This is a genomic window from Streptomyces sp. NPDC104202, from assembly GCF_055584185.1.
Map to the genome: position 1 here is coordinate 91,481 of NZ_JBVJMN010000018.1, position 16,873 is coordinate 108,353.

Below are 16,873 nucleotides of genomic sequence, written 5' to 3' on the forward strand. Positions count from 1 at the left end.
CGGGCCGGCGTCGCGGGCCGGACGGGACGTGACGGGGAGGGCTCAGGCCGGTGCGGTGGCGAGCTGGATCAGGTTGCCGCAGGTGTCGTCGAAGACGGCGGTGGTGACGGGGCCCATCCGCTGGGGCTCCTGGGTGAAGCGGACGCCGAGCCCGCTCATGCGGGCGTACTCCGCGTCCACGTCGTCGACGGCGAACTGGGCGAGCGGGATGCCGTCCCGTACGAGCGCGTCGCGGTAGGTCCGCGCGGCCGGGTGGCGGGCGGGCTCCAGGAGGAGCTCGGTGCCGCCCGGCTCCTCGGGGGCGACCACGGTCAGCCACCGGTCCTCGCCGCCCACCGGGACGTCGTGCTTCTTCACGAAGCCGAGGACCTCGGTGTAGAAGCGCAGGGCCTTGGCCTGGTCGTCGACGAAGACGCTGGTCAGATGGATCCTCACGGGGTTCTCTCCTCTGCTCGGGCCGGGGTGGACGGCCCGTCGGGGGACGTGTGCGGCGACTCGCCCCAGTACGGGGCGAGCGCTCCTTGACGGTACGGCTCCGGGCTGACACTCAGCTCGCCGGCGAAGGGCCGGTCGAGGACGAGGACGAGGAGCAGGCTGAAGCCGATGAGGCCGGCGACGCAGGCGACGAAGAGGAGCTGGATGCGCAGCCGCCGCATGCCGTAGAGGAAGGTCAGCGGGACCAGGACGAACGCGCCGCCGAAGGCGAGGACCTGGAGCAGCGGCGGCAGCTCCTGCTCGGCCATGGTGAGGCGGGCGCGGCGCTGGGCTGCGACGTCGTTGAGGCGGCCGACGGCCTCCTCGTAGAAGACCTCCTCGCGCGTGGTCTTCGGTTCGTAGGACTGGAGGACGTCGAAGACGCCCTGGAGGCTGCCGGCGGTCGCGTCGTAGTCGGGGGCTCCCTCGCGCATCCGGGGCCACTGGGTGTTCACGACGCCGTGGACGTAGCCGCTGAGGGCGTCGTCGAGCCGGGCGCGGACCGGGGGCGGGAAGGCGGCGGCGTCGCGGGCGATGAGGGCGACGTCGGTGGCCTCGGTGGCGACGACGGTCTGGGTGCTCTCCAGCTGGGTCCAGAGGGTGACGATGACGAACGCGAGGATGATCCCGTAGATCGCGCCGAACATCCCCAGGGTCACCCCCACCATGTCGTTGTGCTCGCCCTCGGCCAGGGACGGGTACCGGCGGCGGGCGAGGACGCTGCCGGCGACGGCGAGGGCGACGGCCCCGCCGACGAGGAGCACGGACAGGGTGAAGGTGCTGAAGTGGTTGAGCAGCCAGAGCGACATGTGCGGGGAGTCTAGGGACCGCGGGACGGGCCCTCTCGCGCCCGGCGGATGAGGGCGGAGCGGCGTCGTGGCGGACCGGGGGGGCCGCCACCGTGCGCGGTGCGGCGCGCCCCGCGTGCGCCCCTCGCGCCCCGCTGCGGCGGGACGTCCCGCCGTTCCACCCCATCGAGGGAGGCCGGTCGCCGCGTCTTGACGCTTTCCTGACGGGCCTTGACGCATTCCTGACGCCGGGACGCCGATCGGGCGTGCCGGCGCCGCCTACGCTGGCTCGGCCGTCCGTTCGACGGCCCGGACCGGCCCTCCGTCGACGGCCTCCCCCTCGTCATCCCAGCTCAGGAGCACCACCATGGCCACCCCACCGGACGCGCCCACCGGACGACTGCGCGCGTGGATGCTGGAGGGGCTCTCCGACATGGGCCGGGGCAGGCCCTCGCGGCCGGTGGAGGCGGCCTCCGACAGCGGGCACCGCGGCCAGCGGTGGTGGCGGGTCATGTGCCTGACCGGCGTCGACTACTTCTCGACGCTCGGCTACCAGCCGGGGATCGCCGCGCTCGCGGCCGGGCTCCTCTCCCCCGTCGCCACGATCGTGCTCGTCGTCGTCACCCTGGCCGGCGCGCTGCCGGTGTACCGGAGGGTCGCGGAGGAGAGCCCGCGGGGCGAGGGGTCGATCGCGATGCTGTCGCGGCTGCTGTCCTTCTGGAAGGGCAAGCTGTTCGTCCTGACCCTGCTGGGCTTCGCGGCGACGGACTTCCTGATCACGATCACCCTGTCGGCGGCCGACGCCTCCACCCACCTGGTGGAGAACCCGCACCTGGAGCAGGCCCTCCACGACAGACAGCTGGTCATCACGCTCGTCCTGATCGCGCTGCTCGGCGCGGTGTTCCTCAAGGGCTTCCTGGAGGCCGTCGGGGTCGCCGTCGCCCTCGTCGGCACCTATCTCGCGCTCAACGCCGTCGTCGTGGTCACCGGCCTCTGGCACGTCGCGACCGAGGGGCACGTCGTCACCGACTGGAGCGCGGCGCTGACCGCCGAGCACGGCAACGTCCTCGCCATGGTCGGGGTCGCCCTGCTCGTCTTCCCCAAGCTCGCGCTGGGCCTCTCCGGCTTCGAGACCGGCGTCGCCGTCATGCCGCACGTGCGGGGCGACGCGGAGGACACCGAGGAGAGGCCCGCCGGCCGCATCCGGGACACGAAGAAGCTGCTGACGACGGCGGCGCTGATCATGAGCGTCTTCCTGATCTGCACCAGCTTCATCACCACCGTCCTCATCCCCCACGAGGAGTTCGAGTCCGGCGGCCAGGCGAACGGCCGTGCGCTGGCCTACCTCGCGCACACGTACCTCGGCAACGCCTTCGGCACCGTGTACGACGTGTCGACGATCGCGATCCTGTGGTTCGCCGGCGCCTCCGCCATGGCGGGCCTGCTCAACCTCATGCCCCGTTATCTGCCCCGCTACGGCATGGCCCCGCACTGGGCCCGCGCCGTGCGCCCCATGGTCCTCGTCTTCACGCTGGTCGCGTTCCTGGTGACGTGGATCTTCGACGCGGACGTCGACGCCCAGGGCGGCGCGTACGCGACCGGCGTCCTGGTCCTGATCTGCTCCGCCGCGATCGCCGTGACCATCGCCGCCCGCAAGGCCGGACAGCGCGGCTGGACCGTCGGCTTCGCCGTCATCTCCGCCGTCTTCCTCTACACGACCGTCCTCAACGTCATCGAGCGGCCCGACGGCGTCAAGATCGGCGCCTGCTTCATCGCCGGCATCATCCTGATCTCGCTGCTCTCCCGCCTCGGCCGGGCCTTCGAGCTGCGCGTCACCCACGTCGCGCTGGACGAGACAGCCGAGCGCTTCGTCCAGGACGTCTCCCGGCGCTCGGCGCGGTTCGTCGCCAACGAGCCCGACCGGCGCGACGCCGCCGAGTACCGCGAGAAGATCGAGCAGATCCGTGCCGACAACGACATCCCGGAGCGGGACGACTTCGTCTTCGTCGAGGTCACCGTCACCGACCCGTCGGAGTTCGAGGCGGGGCTGACCGTCCGCGGCGAGGTCCTGCACGACCGCTTCCGCGTCCTGACCGTGGAGTCCTCCTCCGTGCCCAACGCGCTCGCCGCGCTGCTCCTGCACGCCCGCGACACCACCGGCACCCGCCCCCACATCTACCTGGAGTGGACCGAGGGCAACCCCTTCGCCAACTTCCTCCGGTTCTTCCTCCTCGGCCAGGGCGAGGTCGCCCCGGTCACCCGCGAGATCCTGCGCGAGGCGGAGCCGGACCGTGACCGACGCCCCCGCGTGCACGTCGGCTGAGAGCCGGGGCGCCGCGTTCCGGCCCTGCTCACCGGGGGCGGGAGGGGCGGACCCCGGCCGTCCTCGACCCGCCCTCAGGTCGCTCACGGTAATCTCCCGGCCGTCGTGCGGGGCGTGTAACGCCGGGTGCCCGTGGGGTGTGACGGTCCGGAAACCCGCGCTCCGTACGGTCGTGGCCGTGGGAGACCTCCCACGGTCCGGCGTACCGGCGCGGGTCGGGACGGCGGATGGTTCCTGAGGGGGAGGAGTCCCGGTGACGTCGGACTCGCGGACCGAGGCCGTCCGGACGGTCTGCTCGTACTGCGGTGTGGGCTGCGGCATCGTCCTCGACGTCGCGCGCGACCCGGGGACGGGCCTGCGGCGGGCGGTGCGGTCCACGGGCGACAAGGCCCACCCGACGAACTTCGGGCGGCTGTGCACGAAGGGCTCGACCAGCGCGGACATGATGGCGGCCGGCGGGCGGGCGCGCGCCGCGCTCGTCCGGGCCGAGCGCGGCGGCGAACTCGCCGAGACGGACGTCGACGCCGGCATCACGGCGGTGGCCGGGCGGCTGCGCGCGATCCTGGACGAGCACGGGCCGGACGCGCTGGCGTTCTACGTGTCGGGCCAGATGTCGCTGGAGGCGCAGTACCTCGCGAACAAGCTGGCCAAGGGCTTCGTGCGGACCCGGCACATCGAGTCGAACTCCCGGCTGTGCATGGCCTCCGCGGGCTCCGGCTACAAGCTGTCACTCGGGGCGGACGGACCGCCCGGCTCGTACCGGGACTTCGACCGGGCCGACGTGTTCCTCGTCATCGGCTCGAACATGGCGGACTGCCACCCCATCCTCTTCCTGCGGATGATGGAGCGGGTCAAGGCGGGGGCGAAGCTCGTCGTCGTCGACCCGCGCCGCAACGCCACGGCCGACAAGGCCGACCTGTTCCTCCAGATACGGCCCGGGACCGATCTGGCCCTCCTCAACGGGCTGCTGCACCTGCTGGTCGCCGAGGGGCACACCGACGAGGCGTTCATCGCGGAGTTCACCGAGGGCTGGGAGGGCATGCCCGCGTTCCTCGACGACTACCCGCCCGCGCGGGTCGCCGAGATCACCGGGCTCGCCGAGGCCGACATCCGCCGGGCCGCGCGGTGGATCGGCGAGGCCGGCGACTGGACGAGCTGCTGGACCATGGGGCTCAACCAGTCCACCCACGGCACCTGGAACACCAACGCGCTGGTCAACCTGCACCTCGCCACCGGCGCGCTCTGCCGGCCCGGGTCGGGTCCCTTCTCGCTCACCGGCCAGCCCAACGCCATGGGCGGACGCGAGATGGGGTACATGGGGCCAGGGCTGCCCGGCCAGCGGTCGGTCCTCGTCGACGCCGAGCGCGCCTTCGTCGAGGAGCTGTGGAACGTCCCCGAGGGCACCCTCCGGACGGACGTCGGGACCGGGACCGTCGACATGTTCGAACGGATGACGGCCGGGGAGATCAAGGCCTGCTGGATCATCTGCACCAATCCGGTGGCCTCCGTCGCCAACCGCCGGACGGTCATCGCCGCCCTGGAGGCCGCGGAACTGGTCGTCACCCAGGACGTGTTCACGGAGACCGAGACCAACGCCTACGCGGACGTGGTGCTGCCGGCCACACTGTGGGCCGAGTCCGACGGCGTCATGGTCAACTCCGAGCGGAACCTCACCCTGGTCCAGGGGGTCGTCGACCCGCCCGGCCAGGCCCTGCCCGACTGGCGGCTGATCGCGCGCGTCGCGAGCGAGATGGGGTTCGGCGACGCGTTCGCGTACACGAGCGCGGAGGAGGTCTTCGAGGAGCTCAAGCGGGCCTGGAACCCGCAGACCGGCTGGGACCTGCGCGGGGTGACCTACGAGCGGCTGCGCGCCACGCCCGTGCAGTGGCCGGCGCCCACCGCCGACGGCCCGGACCGCAACCCTGTCCGGTACGTGAACGACGGCGTCAGCCAGACCCTGCGGGAACGCGAGGACGGCAGCCGGCCCCGGCTGGCGTTCCCCACCCCCAGCGGACGCGCCCGGTTCTTCGCCCGGCCGCACCTGCCGCCGGCCGAACTGCCCGACGACGACTATCCGTTCGTCCTCAACACCGGTCGCCTCCAGCACCAGTGGCACACCATGACGAAGACCGGGAAGGTGGCCCGGCTGGCCAAGCTGCACCCGGGGCCCTTCGTCGAGGTCCACCCCGAGGACGCGGCGGCACTCGGCGTCACCGAGGGCGACCACCTGGAGATGGCCTCGCGCCGCGGCCGCGCCGTCCTCCCCGTCGTGGTGACCGACCGGGTCAGGCCGGGCGACTGCTTCGCGCCCTTCCACTGGAACGACCTGTTCGGCGAGTACCTCAGCATCAACGCCGTCACCAACGACGCCGTCGACCCGGTCTCCTTCCAGCCGGAGTTCAAGGCGTGCGCGGTCGCCCTCACCAGGACGACGGCGCCGGTGCCGCCGGCTCGCACGGGCGGGGAACCGGCGGTCCCGGCCGACCCCGGGCCCTCCCCCGTCGGCGTCTCCGCCGCCGTCGGCGAGGCGGCGGCGGGCTCGGCCGGGGCCCTGCTCGCCTCGCTGCTCGGCGTCGCGGACCTGGCCGCGCCGCCCGCGTTCACCGCGTCGGAGCGCCAGTACCTCGCGGGGTACGTCTCCGGCCTGGCCGGCCTCTCCGGCCCGGCCACGACGGTCACCGCGCCGCCCGAGGAGCGGGCACCGGTGCCCGTCCTGCCGTCCGGTGCGCCGCTCGACCCGGACCGCGCCCTCTGGGTCGACGGTCTCCTCGCCGGCCTGTTCTCCCGCACCGCCGCGCCGTCCGGGCCGCCGGGGTCCGGGGACCCGGCCGGAGCGGCGGACGCGCCCGCCGGCCGGACCGCGCCGCCCGCCCGCCGCCTGCTGATCCTCTGGGCGTCCCAGACGGGGAACGCCGAGGAGTTCGCCGCGACCGTGGCGGGTTCCCTGTCCGGCGCGGGACGCGCACCGGAGCTGCTCCCGATGACGGACGTCGATCTCGCCCGACTCGGCGCGGAGACGGACCTGCTGGTGGTGACGAGCACGTTCGGCGACGGGGACGCGCCCGACAACGGCGCGGCCTTCTGGCAGGCGCTGAGCTCCCCGGACGCCCCGCCGCTGACGGGCCTGCGCTTCTCCGTGCTGGCCTTCGGCGACTCCAGTTACGACGACTTCTGCGGGCACGGCCGGCGGGTCGACGAGCGCCTCGCGGAACTCGGCGCGACCCGTCTGCACCCGCGTACCGACTGCGAACCCGGCCACGAGGAGAGTGCGGACGCCTGGCTGGCGGGCGTCCTCGCCTCGCTCACCGCGGCCGCTCCGGCCGCCGCCCCGGCGGGCCCACCGCCGCCGGCCCCGGACCGCGCGCCGGTCACGGCCGCCGTCCCGGCCGCCGAGGGCCGCGGCACGTACTCCAAGACGTCGCCGTTCGCGACCCTGCTCGTCGGGAACCGGCTGCTGAGCCTGCCGGGTTCGGAGAAGGAGGTGAGGCGGTTCTCGTTCGACACCCGGGGCGGCGAGCTGGCGTACGAGGCGGGCGACGCGCTCGGCGTCTGGCCGGTGAACGGCGCCGGCCTCGTCACCGAGTGGCTCGCGCTCACCGGGCTCGATCCGGACGAGCCGGTCACGGTCGGCGACGCCGGGACGGTCCCGCTCGCGGAGGCCCTGCGCACCCGGCTGGACATCAGCCGCATCACCCCCGACCTCCTCCGGTTCGTCGCCGACCGCACCGGAGGCCACGAGCTGAAGCGGCTCCTGCGTCCGGGCAACAAGGACGAACTCGCCAAGTGGGGGTGGGGACTCCAGGCGGCCGACCTGATCGGCGCCTTCCCGCTGCGGGCGTCCGCGGCGGACTGGACGGGCGTCCTCAAGCGGCTGCAGCCGCGCCTGTACTCGATCTCCTCCAGCCCGCTCGCCCACCCCGGCGAGGTCAGCCTCACCGTCTCCGTCGTCCGCTACGCCAACGGCCGGGGGCGGGACCGCGGGGGCGTCTGCTCCACCTACCTGGCCGACGGCGCCGACGACGGCCCCGTGCAGGTCTTCGTGCAGCGCTCCCCCGCCTTCCGGCCGCCCGCCGACCCCTCGGTCCCCATGATCATGGTCGGTCCCGGCACGGGCGTGGCACCCTTCGTCGGCTTCCTGGAGGAGCGCCGGGCCCGCGGGCACACGGGTCCGAACTGGCTCCTCTTCGGCGAGCAGCGCGAGGCCACCGACTTCTACTACCGCCAGGAGCTCCGCGAGCACCTCGCGGCGGGCCATCTCGACCGCCTCGACGTCGCGTTCTCCCGCGACCAGCGCACCAAGGTCTACGTCCAGGACCGGATGCGCGAGCACGGCGCGGTGCTCTGGGGGTGGCTGCGCGACGGCGCCCACTTCTACGTCTGCGGCGACGCCACGCGCATGGCCAAGGACGTCGACCGGACGCTCCGCGACATCGTCGCCCGGCACGGCGGCATGAGCGCGGAGGACGCGGCGGCCTGGGTGAAGCAGCTGGCCGCCGACCGGCGCTACGTCCGGGACGTGTACTGACGGGGTCGGCGCTCCCGGGCCACACGTCCGTTCGGGCGTTGAACTCGCCGAGGGCCGTGTCGCGGGCTCCGGCACCGGGGGACGTCGCATAACTGTGAGCCCATGGCCAACGACTACCGGGATGCTCTGCCGTCCGCACCGCTCGACCGTCCGCACCCGCACACCCGTCCCGCCCACCCACACGCGGCCCAGGCGCCGCGTCCGGCGGACCGGCCCGGCCACCCGGCCCCACGTCCGGCGAGTGCCCCCCTGGTGGACCCGTACCTCCGGATCATCCTGGGGGCGCTCGGCCCACGGCGGGCGACGGCGTTCCTGACGGCGGCGCTCAAGGCCCACCAGGAGGAGCGCGCCCGCGAAGGAACGATTCAGCTCGGGTTCTGCGCGTATCTCTCCGACCGCCTGGACGAGTCGTGGGGACGGACCCTGGCCGAGATCTCCGCGTGGGAGGCGATGCAGGCCGTCCGTCGGCTCGTCCGGGCCGACCCCGAGGCGGACCTCGGCCGTCAGCTCGCCCACGGCCTCGCGCTCGCCCTCGCCCTCGCCTCCGGACCGGCGCCGACGACGGCCCGCTGACCCGCCGCGGCGGCACGCAGCCGTCGCCCGACCACCCACGGCAGGAGCCGGTGCCCCCGCGCGGGGGCACCGGCTCCTGCCGTGCCGGGAGGATCAGGCGACGGGCTCCGCCGTCTCCTTCTCAGGCAGCGGCCCGTCGGCGGCGGGGGCGGAGCCGGCCGGCCCGCCGTCCCGCATCACCAGGGCGGCGAGGACGGCCGCCGCCAGGACGCCGAGGGCGCTGAGGGCGAAGGTGGTCGACATCGAGGAGGTGAAGGCCTCCCGGGCGGCGTCGACGAGGTCCGCGTCGCCCCGGGCGGCGGCGAGGGCGCCGCCGATCGACTGCCTGGCCTTTTCGGGGGCGTCGGCCGGCATCTCGCGGGAGTACGTACGGGTGAGCAGCGAGCCGAGGATGGCGATGCCGAGCGCGGTGCCGGCCTGCTGGATGGTGTCGTTCAGGGCGGAGCCGACGCCGGCCTTCTCCTCGGGGATGGTGCTCATCAGCGCGCCGACGGCGGCCGGCATGGCGAGACCGGCACCGAGGCCGAGGAGTCCGAGGGCGACCGCCGGGACGGTGAAGCCGGAGGCGGCGTCGACGGTGGTGAGGAGGGCGAAGGACGAGGCCATGACGAGCATGCCGACGAGGATCAGGACGCGGTTTCCGGTCTTCGCGGCGAGCCCGGCACCGGCGCCGTTGCCGATCAGGGCGGCCACGGCGAGCGGCACGAAGGCGAGGCCGGCCTTGACCGGCGAGTAGCCGAGGACGAACTGCAGGTACTGGGTCAGGACGAGGAGCAGGCCGCCGTTGCCGATCTGCACGAGGGTCAGCGAGAGCGAACCGCCGCTGAAGTTGCGGTGCCTGAAGAGGACCAGCGGCACCATCGGCTCAGGGGTGACGTTCTCCCAGACCACGAAGCCGGCGAGGGCGACGACCGCGACGGCCAGGGTGACGAGCGAGCGGCCCTGGAAGGCGCCGTGCTGCGGGATCTCGATGATCCACCAGATCAGGGCGGTCATGCCGACGGCGGAGAGGACCGCGCCGAGCGGGTCGGGCTTCTGCCACGGGCCCTTCGACTCGGGCATCAGGGTGAGCGCGGCGAGGACGGCGAGGGCGACGACCGGGACGTTGACGAAGAAGATCGAGTGCCAGGAGAAGTGGTCGATCAGGACGCCGCCGAGGACCGGGCTGGCGACGAGTCCGAGCATGGACACGGAGCCCCAGGCCGCCATCGCCCGGGGGCGCTCGTCCTCGTCGAAGACGGTGATGAGGAGGGAGAGTGTCGAGGGCATGATCAGCGCGCCGCCGACCCCCATCGCGATCCGGGCGGCGATGACCTCGCCGGGGCTGGTGCAGACCGTGGCGGCCAGCGAGGCGGCCCCGAAGAGCAGCAGGCCGAGGACCATGACCTTCCGGCGGCCGAAGCGGTCGCCGAGGCTTCCCGAGGTGAGCAGCAGTCCGGCGAAGACCAGGATGTAGGAGTCCAGGATCCACTGGATGTCCTGGGCGCCGGCGCCGATGTCCTCGGTCATGGAGGGGACCGCGACGGTCAGCGCCATGCTGTCGACCACCAGGACCAGGGTGCTGAGGCACAGCACGACCAGGATCCACCAGCGGCGTGGGTTGCGGGTTTCCATCGGGATTTCCCCCTCGGTATGCGTTCGTCGCCCTTCGATGCGAACACTGTACGCAGCTGCGTACAGTGTTCGCAAGAAGGAGACCTGTACGCTGAATGCGCACGCCGTACGCAGCGAGGAAGGAGCCCCGGACCATGGCCGCCAAGGCGAACCCCGTGCCGTCCGTCTGGACGCGGGAGCAGAACACGCCCGACCAGCCCGCGCTCAGCAGGACCACGATCGTCCGCGAGGCGATCGTCATGCTCGACGCCGACGGGACCGAGGCGCTCAGCATGCGCAAGCTCGGCGCCCGGCTGAACGCCGGCGCGACGTCCCTGTACCGCCACGTCGCCACCAAGGACGAGCTGATGGAGCTCGCCGTCGACGAGGTCGCCGCCGAGCTCACCGTCCCCAGCCCGGGCGGCCCCTGGCGGGAGGCCGCCACCGGGGCCGCCGCCTCCTTCCGCGGCACGGCCCTGCGCCACCCCTGGCTCTCGTCCGTGCTCGGACAGGCCGGCCTCGCCTACCTGGGCCCGAACCTCATGGCGTACTCCGAGCGCCTCGCCGCCCTCTTCACCGCCGCGGGGTTCCCCGAGCCGAGCCGGGCGATCGACACCGTCCTGTCGTACGTCATCGGCATGAGCACCACCGAGGCCGCCTGGCTCACCACGGTCGCCCGCTCCGGGGACACCGAGGCGGCCTTCATCGCGCGCCTCATGCCCGCGGCCCAGCAGGCGGCGGCCGCGCACGACCTGCTCTCCGAGGCGTACGCGGACGCCGCCGGCACCGCCACGGCCGACCCCGTCGCCCTCCGGGACGCGAAGTTCGCCTACGGCCTGGAGGTGGTCCTCGACGGCCTGGAGATGCGCCTTCCGCGTCGGCCCGGGGCGGATCCCGCCTGACCCGCGGAGCGCGCCCGGGGCCAGTGCCGGTGGAGCGCGTCGATGCGGAAGTCGTGCGCGTGCGGCCCGCCCGGCCCCGCCAGGTGCGGGTGCCCGGCGGGGAGTTCGGGGTGGGCGTGCGGCAGCTCGGCCGGGTCGCGGCGCGGCCAGAGCAGGGCGGCGGCCACCGCCGCCGGCAGGGCGACGGCGGCGAGCACCGCCGCCGAGACGGCGGGTCCCCACCGCACGGCCGACCAGCCGGCGAGCGGATAGGCGACCAGCCAGCAGGCGTGCGACAGCGAGAAGCGGGCGGCGAAGACGGCGGGCAGGTCACCGCCGGCCGCGGAACGCCGCACCACCCGGCCGCCGGGCGTGAGGACCGCCGACCCGGCCGCGCCGAGGACCAGCCAGAGCCCGAGCAGCGCGGGCCACGACCACGCACCCGGCGCGCCGGCGAGCCCCGTCGCCAGCAGCCCGAGCGCACCGGGCAGCACCCAGGCGGCCCGCACCATCACCGTCCGGTCGTCGGCCCGCCCCAGAAGGCGCGGGAGCAGCAGGGCCACGGCCATCGACCCCGCCCCGTACGCCCCGAGCGCGAGGGGGACGTCTCCGGCGGAGCGCCCCAGCGTGTCCCGCACGAGGAGCACGGTGTCGACCAGCACCACGGCTCCGGCCGCCGCGACGGCCAGGTCGAGGGCGAGCAGGGCCCTCAGGCGCGGGGTGGCGAGGAGCAGCCGGGTCCCGAAGGCGGCCTTGCCGAAGGCGCGGCGGGCGCGGCCCTCCGCGCCTTCGGGGGGCGGGAGGGCGTCGCCCGGCGGTCCGGCCGGCGGCGGGAGGGTGGTGGTGCGGACGAGGAGCGCGGAGACCAGGAACCCGAGGGCGGTGCCGGTGAACAGCCAGGCGTAGGGGACGACGGTGAGCAGCGCCGCGGCGAGGGCCGGGCTCGCCAGGCTCTCCAGGTCGTAGGCGAGCCGGGAGAGCGAGAGGGCCTCGGTGTACTCCCTCTCGTCCGGCAGGACGTCGGGCAGGGTCGCCTGGAAGGCGGGGGTGAAGGCGGCGGAGGCGGCCTGGAGGAGCAGGATCAGGAGGTAGACCTGCCAGACCCGGGTGACGAGGGGCAGGGAGAGGGCGACGGCGGCGCGGGCCAGGTCCGCCGAGACGAGCAGGGCGCGCCGGGGTACGCGGTCGGCGAGCGCGGCGACCACGGGGGCGATCCCCACGGAGGCGGCCATCTTGACGGCGAGGGCCGTGCCGAGCACGGCGGCGGCGTTCGCGCCCGCGAGGTCGTAGGCGAGCAGGCTCAGCGCCACGGTCGCCAGGCCGGTGCCGCCCAGGGCCACGACCTGGGCGGCGAACAGACGGCGGTAGGTGCGGTCGCGCAGCACGGACAGCATGGACGCCCCCGGTCGGCCACGGCGGACGACGAACGACTGACGTCCTCACGGTAGCCGATGCGTGCACAAGTGCGCACATGTTTACTTCGAGGAGGGCGCGCCAGGAGCTCCCCGGCGCGCCCGGGCTCTCAGGCGTGCCAGGGTTCGCCGCTCACCTCGTGGTCCGCACGGCTGAGCGCCTCGACCACCAGGCGCCTCAGATGCCCGTCCGGCATCCCGTACACGACCCGGCGCCCGTCCTTGCGGGACTGGACGAGGCCGCCGAGGCGGAGCTTCGCCAGGTGCTGGCTCACCGCCGGGCGCGCCGCGCCGCACGCCTCCGTCAGCGCGGTCACATCGGCCTCGCCGTGCGTGAGCAGCCACAGCAGATGGAGCCGGGTGGGGTCCGAGAGCAGCGCGAACACCCCGGCCGCCGCCGAGAGTTCGCGCGGCCCCGGGGTCCCCTCGTGGGGGCGGGGGAAGGCCTCGGGGTCCACTCGCTCAGACATGGACCCATCGTAGGCAGCCCCGTCGCCATCAGAGGCGCAGCTCCTTCGCCTCGAAGCGCCCCTCGCCGAGGACCAGGACGAAGGAGACCTGCTGCCCCTCCGAGACGACCTGGTCGTCCCCCTCGATGTCCTCGGCGCGGAAGTAGACCTGGTCCTCGGAGTTCACCGGGACCACGAAGCCGTATCCGCCGAGACGGTTGAAGGAATGCACGAACCCGATGCTTCTGCCTTCCACGGCGGCCTCCCTGTCGTGACCGGTGATGCGCCTCAGAGGGAGATGTACCCCGTACGCCGGTGCTTCGCCATCCGGGCCGGGCGCCCCGGGTGGACAGCCACCCCTCGACGTCTCGTACAATCTTCAACAGAGGCCCGGTGCCGGAGATCCCCCGTGTCCGGCACCGGGCCTCGTCGACGTCCGGCGCGGACCCCTCAGCCGGCGCCGCCGGGGTACGCGATCCTCGCCGTGATCCGGGCGATGCGCCGCGCCGACTCCTCGGGCGGGGCCACCGGCTGCACGATGTGGCTGACCGTGAGCCGCACGATCGTCTCGACCGCCAGCCCGCGCGACTCCTCGTCCACCCCGGGCCACGCCTCGGTCGCGTAGGCGTCGAGCATCGTCATCGCCGTGCCGAAGACCGGCTCGGCGCGCGTGGTCAGATAGGAGAGGAGATCGTCCTCGCCGCCGCGTGCCGCGACCAGCACCCCCTTGATCAGGGGATTGTCCACGGCCTGCTGGAGCGTGTAGCCGACCCCGGCGGAGGCGGCGGCCTCCAGGTCGCCTCGGTGGGCGTCGAGTTCGCGCTGGATGCCGACCAGGAAAGCCTCCAGCTCACGCTGGACGAGGGCCTTGCCGATGGCCTCCTTCGACCCGAACTCGTTGTAGAGGGTCTGGCGGCTGATCCCGGCGGCGCGCGCGATGGCGGTCATGCGCAGCCCGCCCCAGCCCTCGGCGGCGACGAGGCGGTGGGCGGCGTCGAGCACCTGCTCGCGCAGCAGGGACCGAACACTCTCGCGAAAACGTGTCATCGTGCCCCACTGTAGCCACCGGGTCCCCGGCCGGGACCACGGCCGTGGCGGGACCGGCACGCCCTGGTGACGGAGGTGCCGCGGCGCCCCGTCGCTCCCTCTTGGACCCGGTCGGGGGTGGGGCCGGGGGGAGGCGACGGTGCGCCGCGGCACCGTTCGGGGGTGGCGCGCGCGGACACCGGCGGGGCCGGGGCGCGCGCCGGCGGAGGGGGTCAGGAGGCGATGCTCGGGTCCGGGCCGAGCACGGCCGCGTCTCCGCCGAGGACGTCGTCCCCGGCGGAGAGGACGCCGGCCGGGGCCGCGCCGCCCCGCTCGCCGGGGTGGACGGCGCAGGCGAGGGCGGTGGCCTGGCGGAGGGTCTCGGTGAGGTTCTGCCGGTCGAGGGCCGGGCGGGTGTCGTGGCGGCCGAGGAGCAGGGAGGCGTTCCAGCGCATCCGGGGCACGCCGGGCAGCGGGCGCAGGCCGTCGGCCTCCTGGGGGGAGGCGGCGAGGGCCATGGGGAGCATGGCGCAGCCGAGGCCGGACTGGGTGGCGGCGCGCACGCCCGCCATGGAGCCCAGTTCGTGGATCTCGGGCGCGGTGTCCCCGCGCAGCCGCAGGAACTCGGGCAGCCAGCGCTGGGAGGGGCAGTCGGGGTCGGCGATGACGACCTGGCGGCCGTGCCCGCGCCGGTGACCGATGCTCGTGACGGGCACGAACTCGACTTCCTGCAGGCGCACTTCGGTCAGGTCGTCGGCGCGCTCGGGATGGGGCTGGTCGGCTAAGAGGACGGTCGGGTCCTCCGCGTCCACCACGGTCAGGACGAGGGCGCCGTCGATCGCGCCGGACCGGAAGGCGTCGTGGACCTCGGACGTCCCCATGACCCGCAGGGCGAGCTGGACGCCGGAGAGCAGCCGCCGCCCGATGTGGGTGACGCGGGCGAGCTGCTGCCCGTAGGCGAGCGCGGGGACGATGCCGACGGTGAGGCGGGGCGGGTTGGCCGCCGGCCTGCGCAGGGCGGTCTCCATCTCGCCGACGAGGGTGAGGATCTGGCGCGCGTAGTCCCGCAGGACCGTGCCGGAGTGGGTGAGCCGCACGCCGTTGGGGAGCCGCTCGAAGACCGGCTCGCCCACCTGCCGCTCCAGCGCACGCATCTGCGCCGTGACGCTGGACTGCGAGTACCCGAGGCGTCGCGCCGCCTGGGTGAAGGACCCGGTGAGGGTCACCTCGCGGAAGGTCCGAAGGGTTCTTGCGTCGATGTCCACGTGAATTCCCCCCTGCCGCACAGGCGGCAGTGTCCTCGCCCCGGGTGGTTGGTCGGCCACCCGCCTCGATCGCCCCAGTCGCTGTGTCGCACACGCCGCAGGGGTGCCGGACGCTCCGTCGCGCCCGGCACCCCTGCTCGGCCGCGAAGACTCTACTCGGCGAGGTGCGCCGGGACCAACGGAAAGTCCAAGTCCGGCTGCGCAACGTGATTGAAGAAGTTCGACAGCACGTTGAGGGCGACGTGGCCGACGACCTCCGCGATCTCCGCGTCGGTCACGCCGGCGGCGCGGGCGTCCGCCAGGTCCTCGTCGGCCACGCGGCCCGCGGTGGCCATGACGGCGCCGGTGAACCGGAGCACCTGGTCCATGTGCGGGTCGCCGGCGTCACCGCCGCGGCGGGTGTCGAGCAGCTCCTGCTCGCTGAGGCCGACCTTGCCGCCGCGCAGGGTGTGCGCGGAGACGCAGTAGGTGCAGTCGTTGCGCTGCGCGATGTAGAGCGCCAGCTGCTCCCGCTGCCGGGCGCTGAAGGCGCCGCCGACGAGGGCTTCGCGCATGGCGAGGTAACCGCGGAGCGCCGCGGGGCCGTTGGCGAGGGCGGCGTAGAGGTTGGGCAGCTTGCCGAGCTGCTTGAGGGTGCCTTCGAGCAGCTCGCGCTGCTCCTCGTTGGCGGTCTCGACGGTCAGTTGGGGCAGGCGGGGCATGGAGCTCTCCTTGAGCCGGACCAAGACGGAACTGATCGGTACCATCGAGACGGTACCGACCGGTTCCGTCCGATGCAACGGGAGCGCCCGCCTCCGCCTTTCGCATCCGGATCCCTGATTCGGCGGGGCGGCCGCCCCGCCGGACGGCTTCCGGCCGAAGGTGGTTGATGCGGCAACCTATTCGGCACCGAGTGGTACCGTCGGGCATGGCCACGAACGCGAAAGAACGACTCCTCAGCGCGGCGGAGCGTCTCTTCTACGAAGAGGGGATCCGGGCCGTCGGCATCGAGCGGATCCTGTCCGAGTCCGGAGTCGGCCGCGCCTCCTTCTACCGCCATTTCCCCAGCAAGGACGACGTGGTCGTCGAGGTGCTGCGGCGCCGCGACGCCATGTGGCGCGCCTGGCTCGACGGCCGCATCGCGGCCAGCGGGCGCTCCCCCTCGGAACTGCCCCTCGCCCTCTTCGACGGCCTCGCCGAACGCTTCGCCGCGGCCTCCTTCCGCGGCTGCGCCTTCATCAACACGATGGTGGAGACGGCCGATCCGGACAGCCCGGCGCACCACGTCGCCGCCGAGCACAAGGAGAAGGTCATCGGCGTCCTCGCCCGGCTCCTCTCCGAGGGCGGCTACCGCGACCACGAGTCCCTGGCCCGTCAGCTCGCCCTCCTCGGCGACGGGGCGATCGTCACCGCCGTGCGCGAGGGCACCGCGGACGCCGCCGTCCGCGCCCGGACCGTGGCGGAGGTCCTCCTGCGCACGGCGGACCGCGCGCAGGTCAGCGCCTGACGTGCGCCGTCCCGCCGGATCGACGCCCGGCGGGGCGGCCCTGCGCGCCCGACGGCACGGGCCTCAGGGGCGGCGGCG

The 16,873-nt window shown here is 74.0% G+C and carries 14 protein-coding genes; 5 read left to right on the forward strand and 9 right to left on the reverse strand.

From position 1 onward, the window contains the following. Nucleotides 1–42 precede the first annotated feature (42 nt). Together ACZ60W_RS14830 and ACZ60W_RS14835 are read right to left on the reverse strand one after the other, a co-directional pair. The gene (locus ACZ60W_RS14830; protein WP_469755701.1) at nt 43–435 is read right to left on the reverse strand and encodes a VOC family protein; all 393 of its coding nucleotides are present in this window, start codon (nt 433–435) and stop codon (nt 43–45) included. After that, nucleotides 432–1,283 carry a bestrophin-like domain gene (locus tag ACZ60W_RS14835; protein WP_469755702.1) on the reverse strand — a complete coding sequence of 284 codons (852 nt, stop codon included), beginning with the start codon at nt 1,281–1,283 and terminating at the stop codon, nt 432–434. Before ACZ60W_RS14835 ends, ACZ60W_RS14830 begins: the two co-directional genes overlap by 4 nt. 346 nt (nt 1,284–1,629) lie before the next feature. On the opposite strand from ACZ60W_RS14835, the gene ACZ60W_RS14840 reads away from it, so the two are divergent. From ACZ60W_RS14840 to ACZ60W_RS14850, 3 genes are all read left to right on the forward strand, one after another. Then, nucleotides 1,630–3,585 (forward strand): APC family permease, encoded by a 1,956-nt coding sequence (locus ACZ60W_RS14840; protein ID WP_469755703.1) that lies wholly within the window; start codon nt 1,630–1,632, stop codon nt 3,583–3,585. Between the two features lie 253 nt (nt 3,586–3,838). Further along, entirely contained in the window at nt 3,839–8,110 is a 4,272-nt protein-coding gene (locus ACZ60W_RS14845; RefSeq protein ID WP_469755704.1) for a molybdopterin-dependent oxidoreductase, read from the forward strand. 102 nt (nt 8,111–8,212) lie between these two features. Then, nucleotides 8,213–8,683: a hypothetical protein gene (locus tag ACZ60W_RS14850; RefSeq protein ID WP_469755705.1), complete on the forward strand. Its 471-nt coding sequence runs from the start codon at nt 8,213–8,215 to the stop codon at nt 8,681–8,683. A 93-nt stretch (nt 8,684–8,776) separates the two neighbouring features. Here the strand turns inward: ACZ60W_RS14850 and ACZ60W_RS14855 are convergent, their stop codons facing one another. Continuing rightward, complete coding sequence (locus tag ACZ60W_RS14855; RefSeq protein ID WP_469755706.1) at nt 8,777–10,297, reverse strand: MFS transporter; 1,521 nt, start codon at nt 10,295–10,297, stop codon at nt 8,777–8,779. Between the two features lie 134 nt (nt 10,298–10,431). On the opposite strand from ACZ60W_RS14855, the gene ACZ60W_RS14860 reads away from it, so the two are divergent. Next, nucleotides 10,432–11,178 (forward strand): TetR/AcrR family transcriptional regulator C-terminal domain-containing protein, encoded by a 747-nt coding sequence (locus ACZ60W_RS14860; RefSeq protein ID WP_469755707.1) that lies wholly within the window; start codon nt 10,432–10,434, stop codon nt 11,176–11,178. On the opposite strand, the gene ACZ60W_RS14865 is transcribed toward ACZ60W_RS14860, so the two are convergent. The 6 genes from ACZ60W_RS14865 to ACZ60W_RS14890 all read right to left on the reverse strand — a co-directional run bounded on the left by ACZ60W_RS14865 (nt 11,106) and on the right by ACZ60W_RS14890 (nt 16,010). Further along, nucleotides 11,106–12,551 carry an MFS transporter gene (locus ACZ60W_RS14865; protein ID WP_469755708.1) on the reverse strand — a complete coding sequence of 482 codons (1,446 nt, stop codon included), beginning with the start codon at nt 12,549–12,551 and terminating at the stop codon, nt 11,106–11,108. The genes ACZ60W_RS14860 and ACZ60W_RS14865 overlap by 73 nt on opposite strands. Before the next feature lie 128 nt (nt 12,552–12,679). Then, on the reverse strand, nt 12,680–13,039 hold the full coding sequence (locus tag ACZ60W_RS14870; RefSeq protein WP_469755709.1) for an ArsR/SmtB family transcription factor: 360 nt from the start codon (nt 13,037–13,039) through the stop codon (nt 12,680–12,682). Nucleotides 13,040–13,067: 28 nt separating this feature from the next. Next, the gene (locus ACZ60W_RS14875) at nt 13,068–13,274 is read right to left on the reverse strand and encodes a cold-shock protein (RefSeq protein WP_469755710.1); all 207 of its coding nucleotides are present in this window, start codon (nt 13,272–13,274) and stop codon (nt 13,068–13,070) included. A 194-nt stretch (nt 13,275–13,468) separates the two neighbouring features. Next, entirely contained in the window at nt 13,469–14,065 is a 597-nt protein-coding gene (locus tag ACZ60W_RS14880; protein WP_469755711.1) for a TetR/AcrR family transcriptional regulator, read from the reverse strand. 212 nt (nt 14,066–14,277) lie between these two features. Then, complete coding sequence (locus ACZ60W_RS14885) at nt 14,278–15,309, reverse strand: LysR family transcriptional regulator (RefSeq protein WP_469755712.1); 1,032 nt, start codon at nt 15,307–15,309, stop codon at nt 14,278–14,280. A 152-nt stretch (nt 15,310–15,461) separates the two neighbouring features. Then, nucleotides 15,462–16,010 carry a carboxymuconolactone decarboxylase family protein gene (locus tag ACZ60W_RS14890; protein WP_469755713.1) on the reverse strand — a complete coding sequence of 183 codons (549 nt, stop codon included), beginning with the start codon at nt 16,008–16,010 and terminating at the stop codon, nt 15,462–15,464. Nucleotides 16,011–16,216: 206 nt separating this feature from the next. On the opposite strand from ACZ60W_RS14890, the gene ACZ60W_RS14895 reads away from it, so the two are divergent. Further along, complete coding sequence (locus tag ACZ60W_RS14895) at nt 16,217–16,795, forward strand: TetR/AcrR family transcriptional regulator (RefSeq protein ID WP_469755714.1); 579 nt, start codon at nt 16,217–16,219, stop codon at nt 16,793–16,795. The last annotated feature ends 78 nt before the right edge of the window (nt 16,796–16,873 follow it).

Excerpts from the sequence above, each read along its gene's own strand:
- ACZ60W_RS14835 (WP_469755702.1), bottom strand. The coding sequence starts at position 1,283 with ATGTCGCTCTGGCTGCTCAACCACTTCAGCACCTTCACCCTGTCCGTG.
- ACZ60W_RS14840 (WP_469755703.1), top strand. The coding sequence starts at position 1,630 with ATGGCCACCCCACCGGACGCGCCCACCGGACGACTGCGCGCGTGGATG.
- ACZ60W_RS14850 (WP_469755705.1), top strand. The coding sequence starts at position 8,213 with ATGGCCAACGACTACCGGGATGCTCTGCCGTCCGCACCGCTCGACCGT.
- ACZ60W_RS14855 (WP_469755706.1), bottom strand. The coding sequence starts at position 10,297 with ATGGAAACCCGCAACCCACGCCGCTGGTGGATCCTGGTCGTGCTGTGC.
- ACZ60W_RS14860 (WP_469755707.1), top strand. The coding sequence starts at position 10,432 with ATGGCCGCCAAGGCGAACCCCGTGCCGTCCGTCTGGACGCGGGAGCAG.
- ACZ60W_RS14865 (WP_469755708.1), bottom strand. The coding sequence starts at position 12,551 with ATGCTGTCCGTGCTGCGCGACCGCACCTACCGCCGTCTGTTCGCCGCC.
- ACZ60W_RS14870 (WP_469755709.1), bottom strand. The coding sequence starts at position 13,039 with ATGTCTGAGCGAGTGGACCCCGAGGCCTTCCCCCGCCCCCACGAGGGG.
- ACZ60W_RS14880 (WP_469755711.1), bottom strand. The coding sequence starts at position 14,065 with ATGACACGTTTTCGCGAGAGTGTTCGGTCCCTGCTGCGCGAGCAGGTG.
- ACZ60W_RS14890 (WP_469755713.1), bottom strand. The coding sequence starts at position 16,010 with ATGCCCCGCCTGCCCCAACTGACCGTCGAGACCGCCAACGAGGAGCAG.
- ACZ60W_RS14895 (WP_469755714.1), top strand. The coding sequence starts at position 16,217 with ATGGCCACGAACGCGAAAGAACGACTCCTCAGCGCGGCGGAGCGTCTC.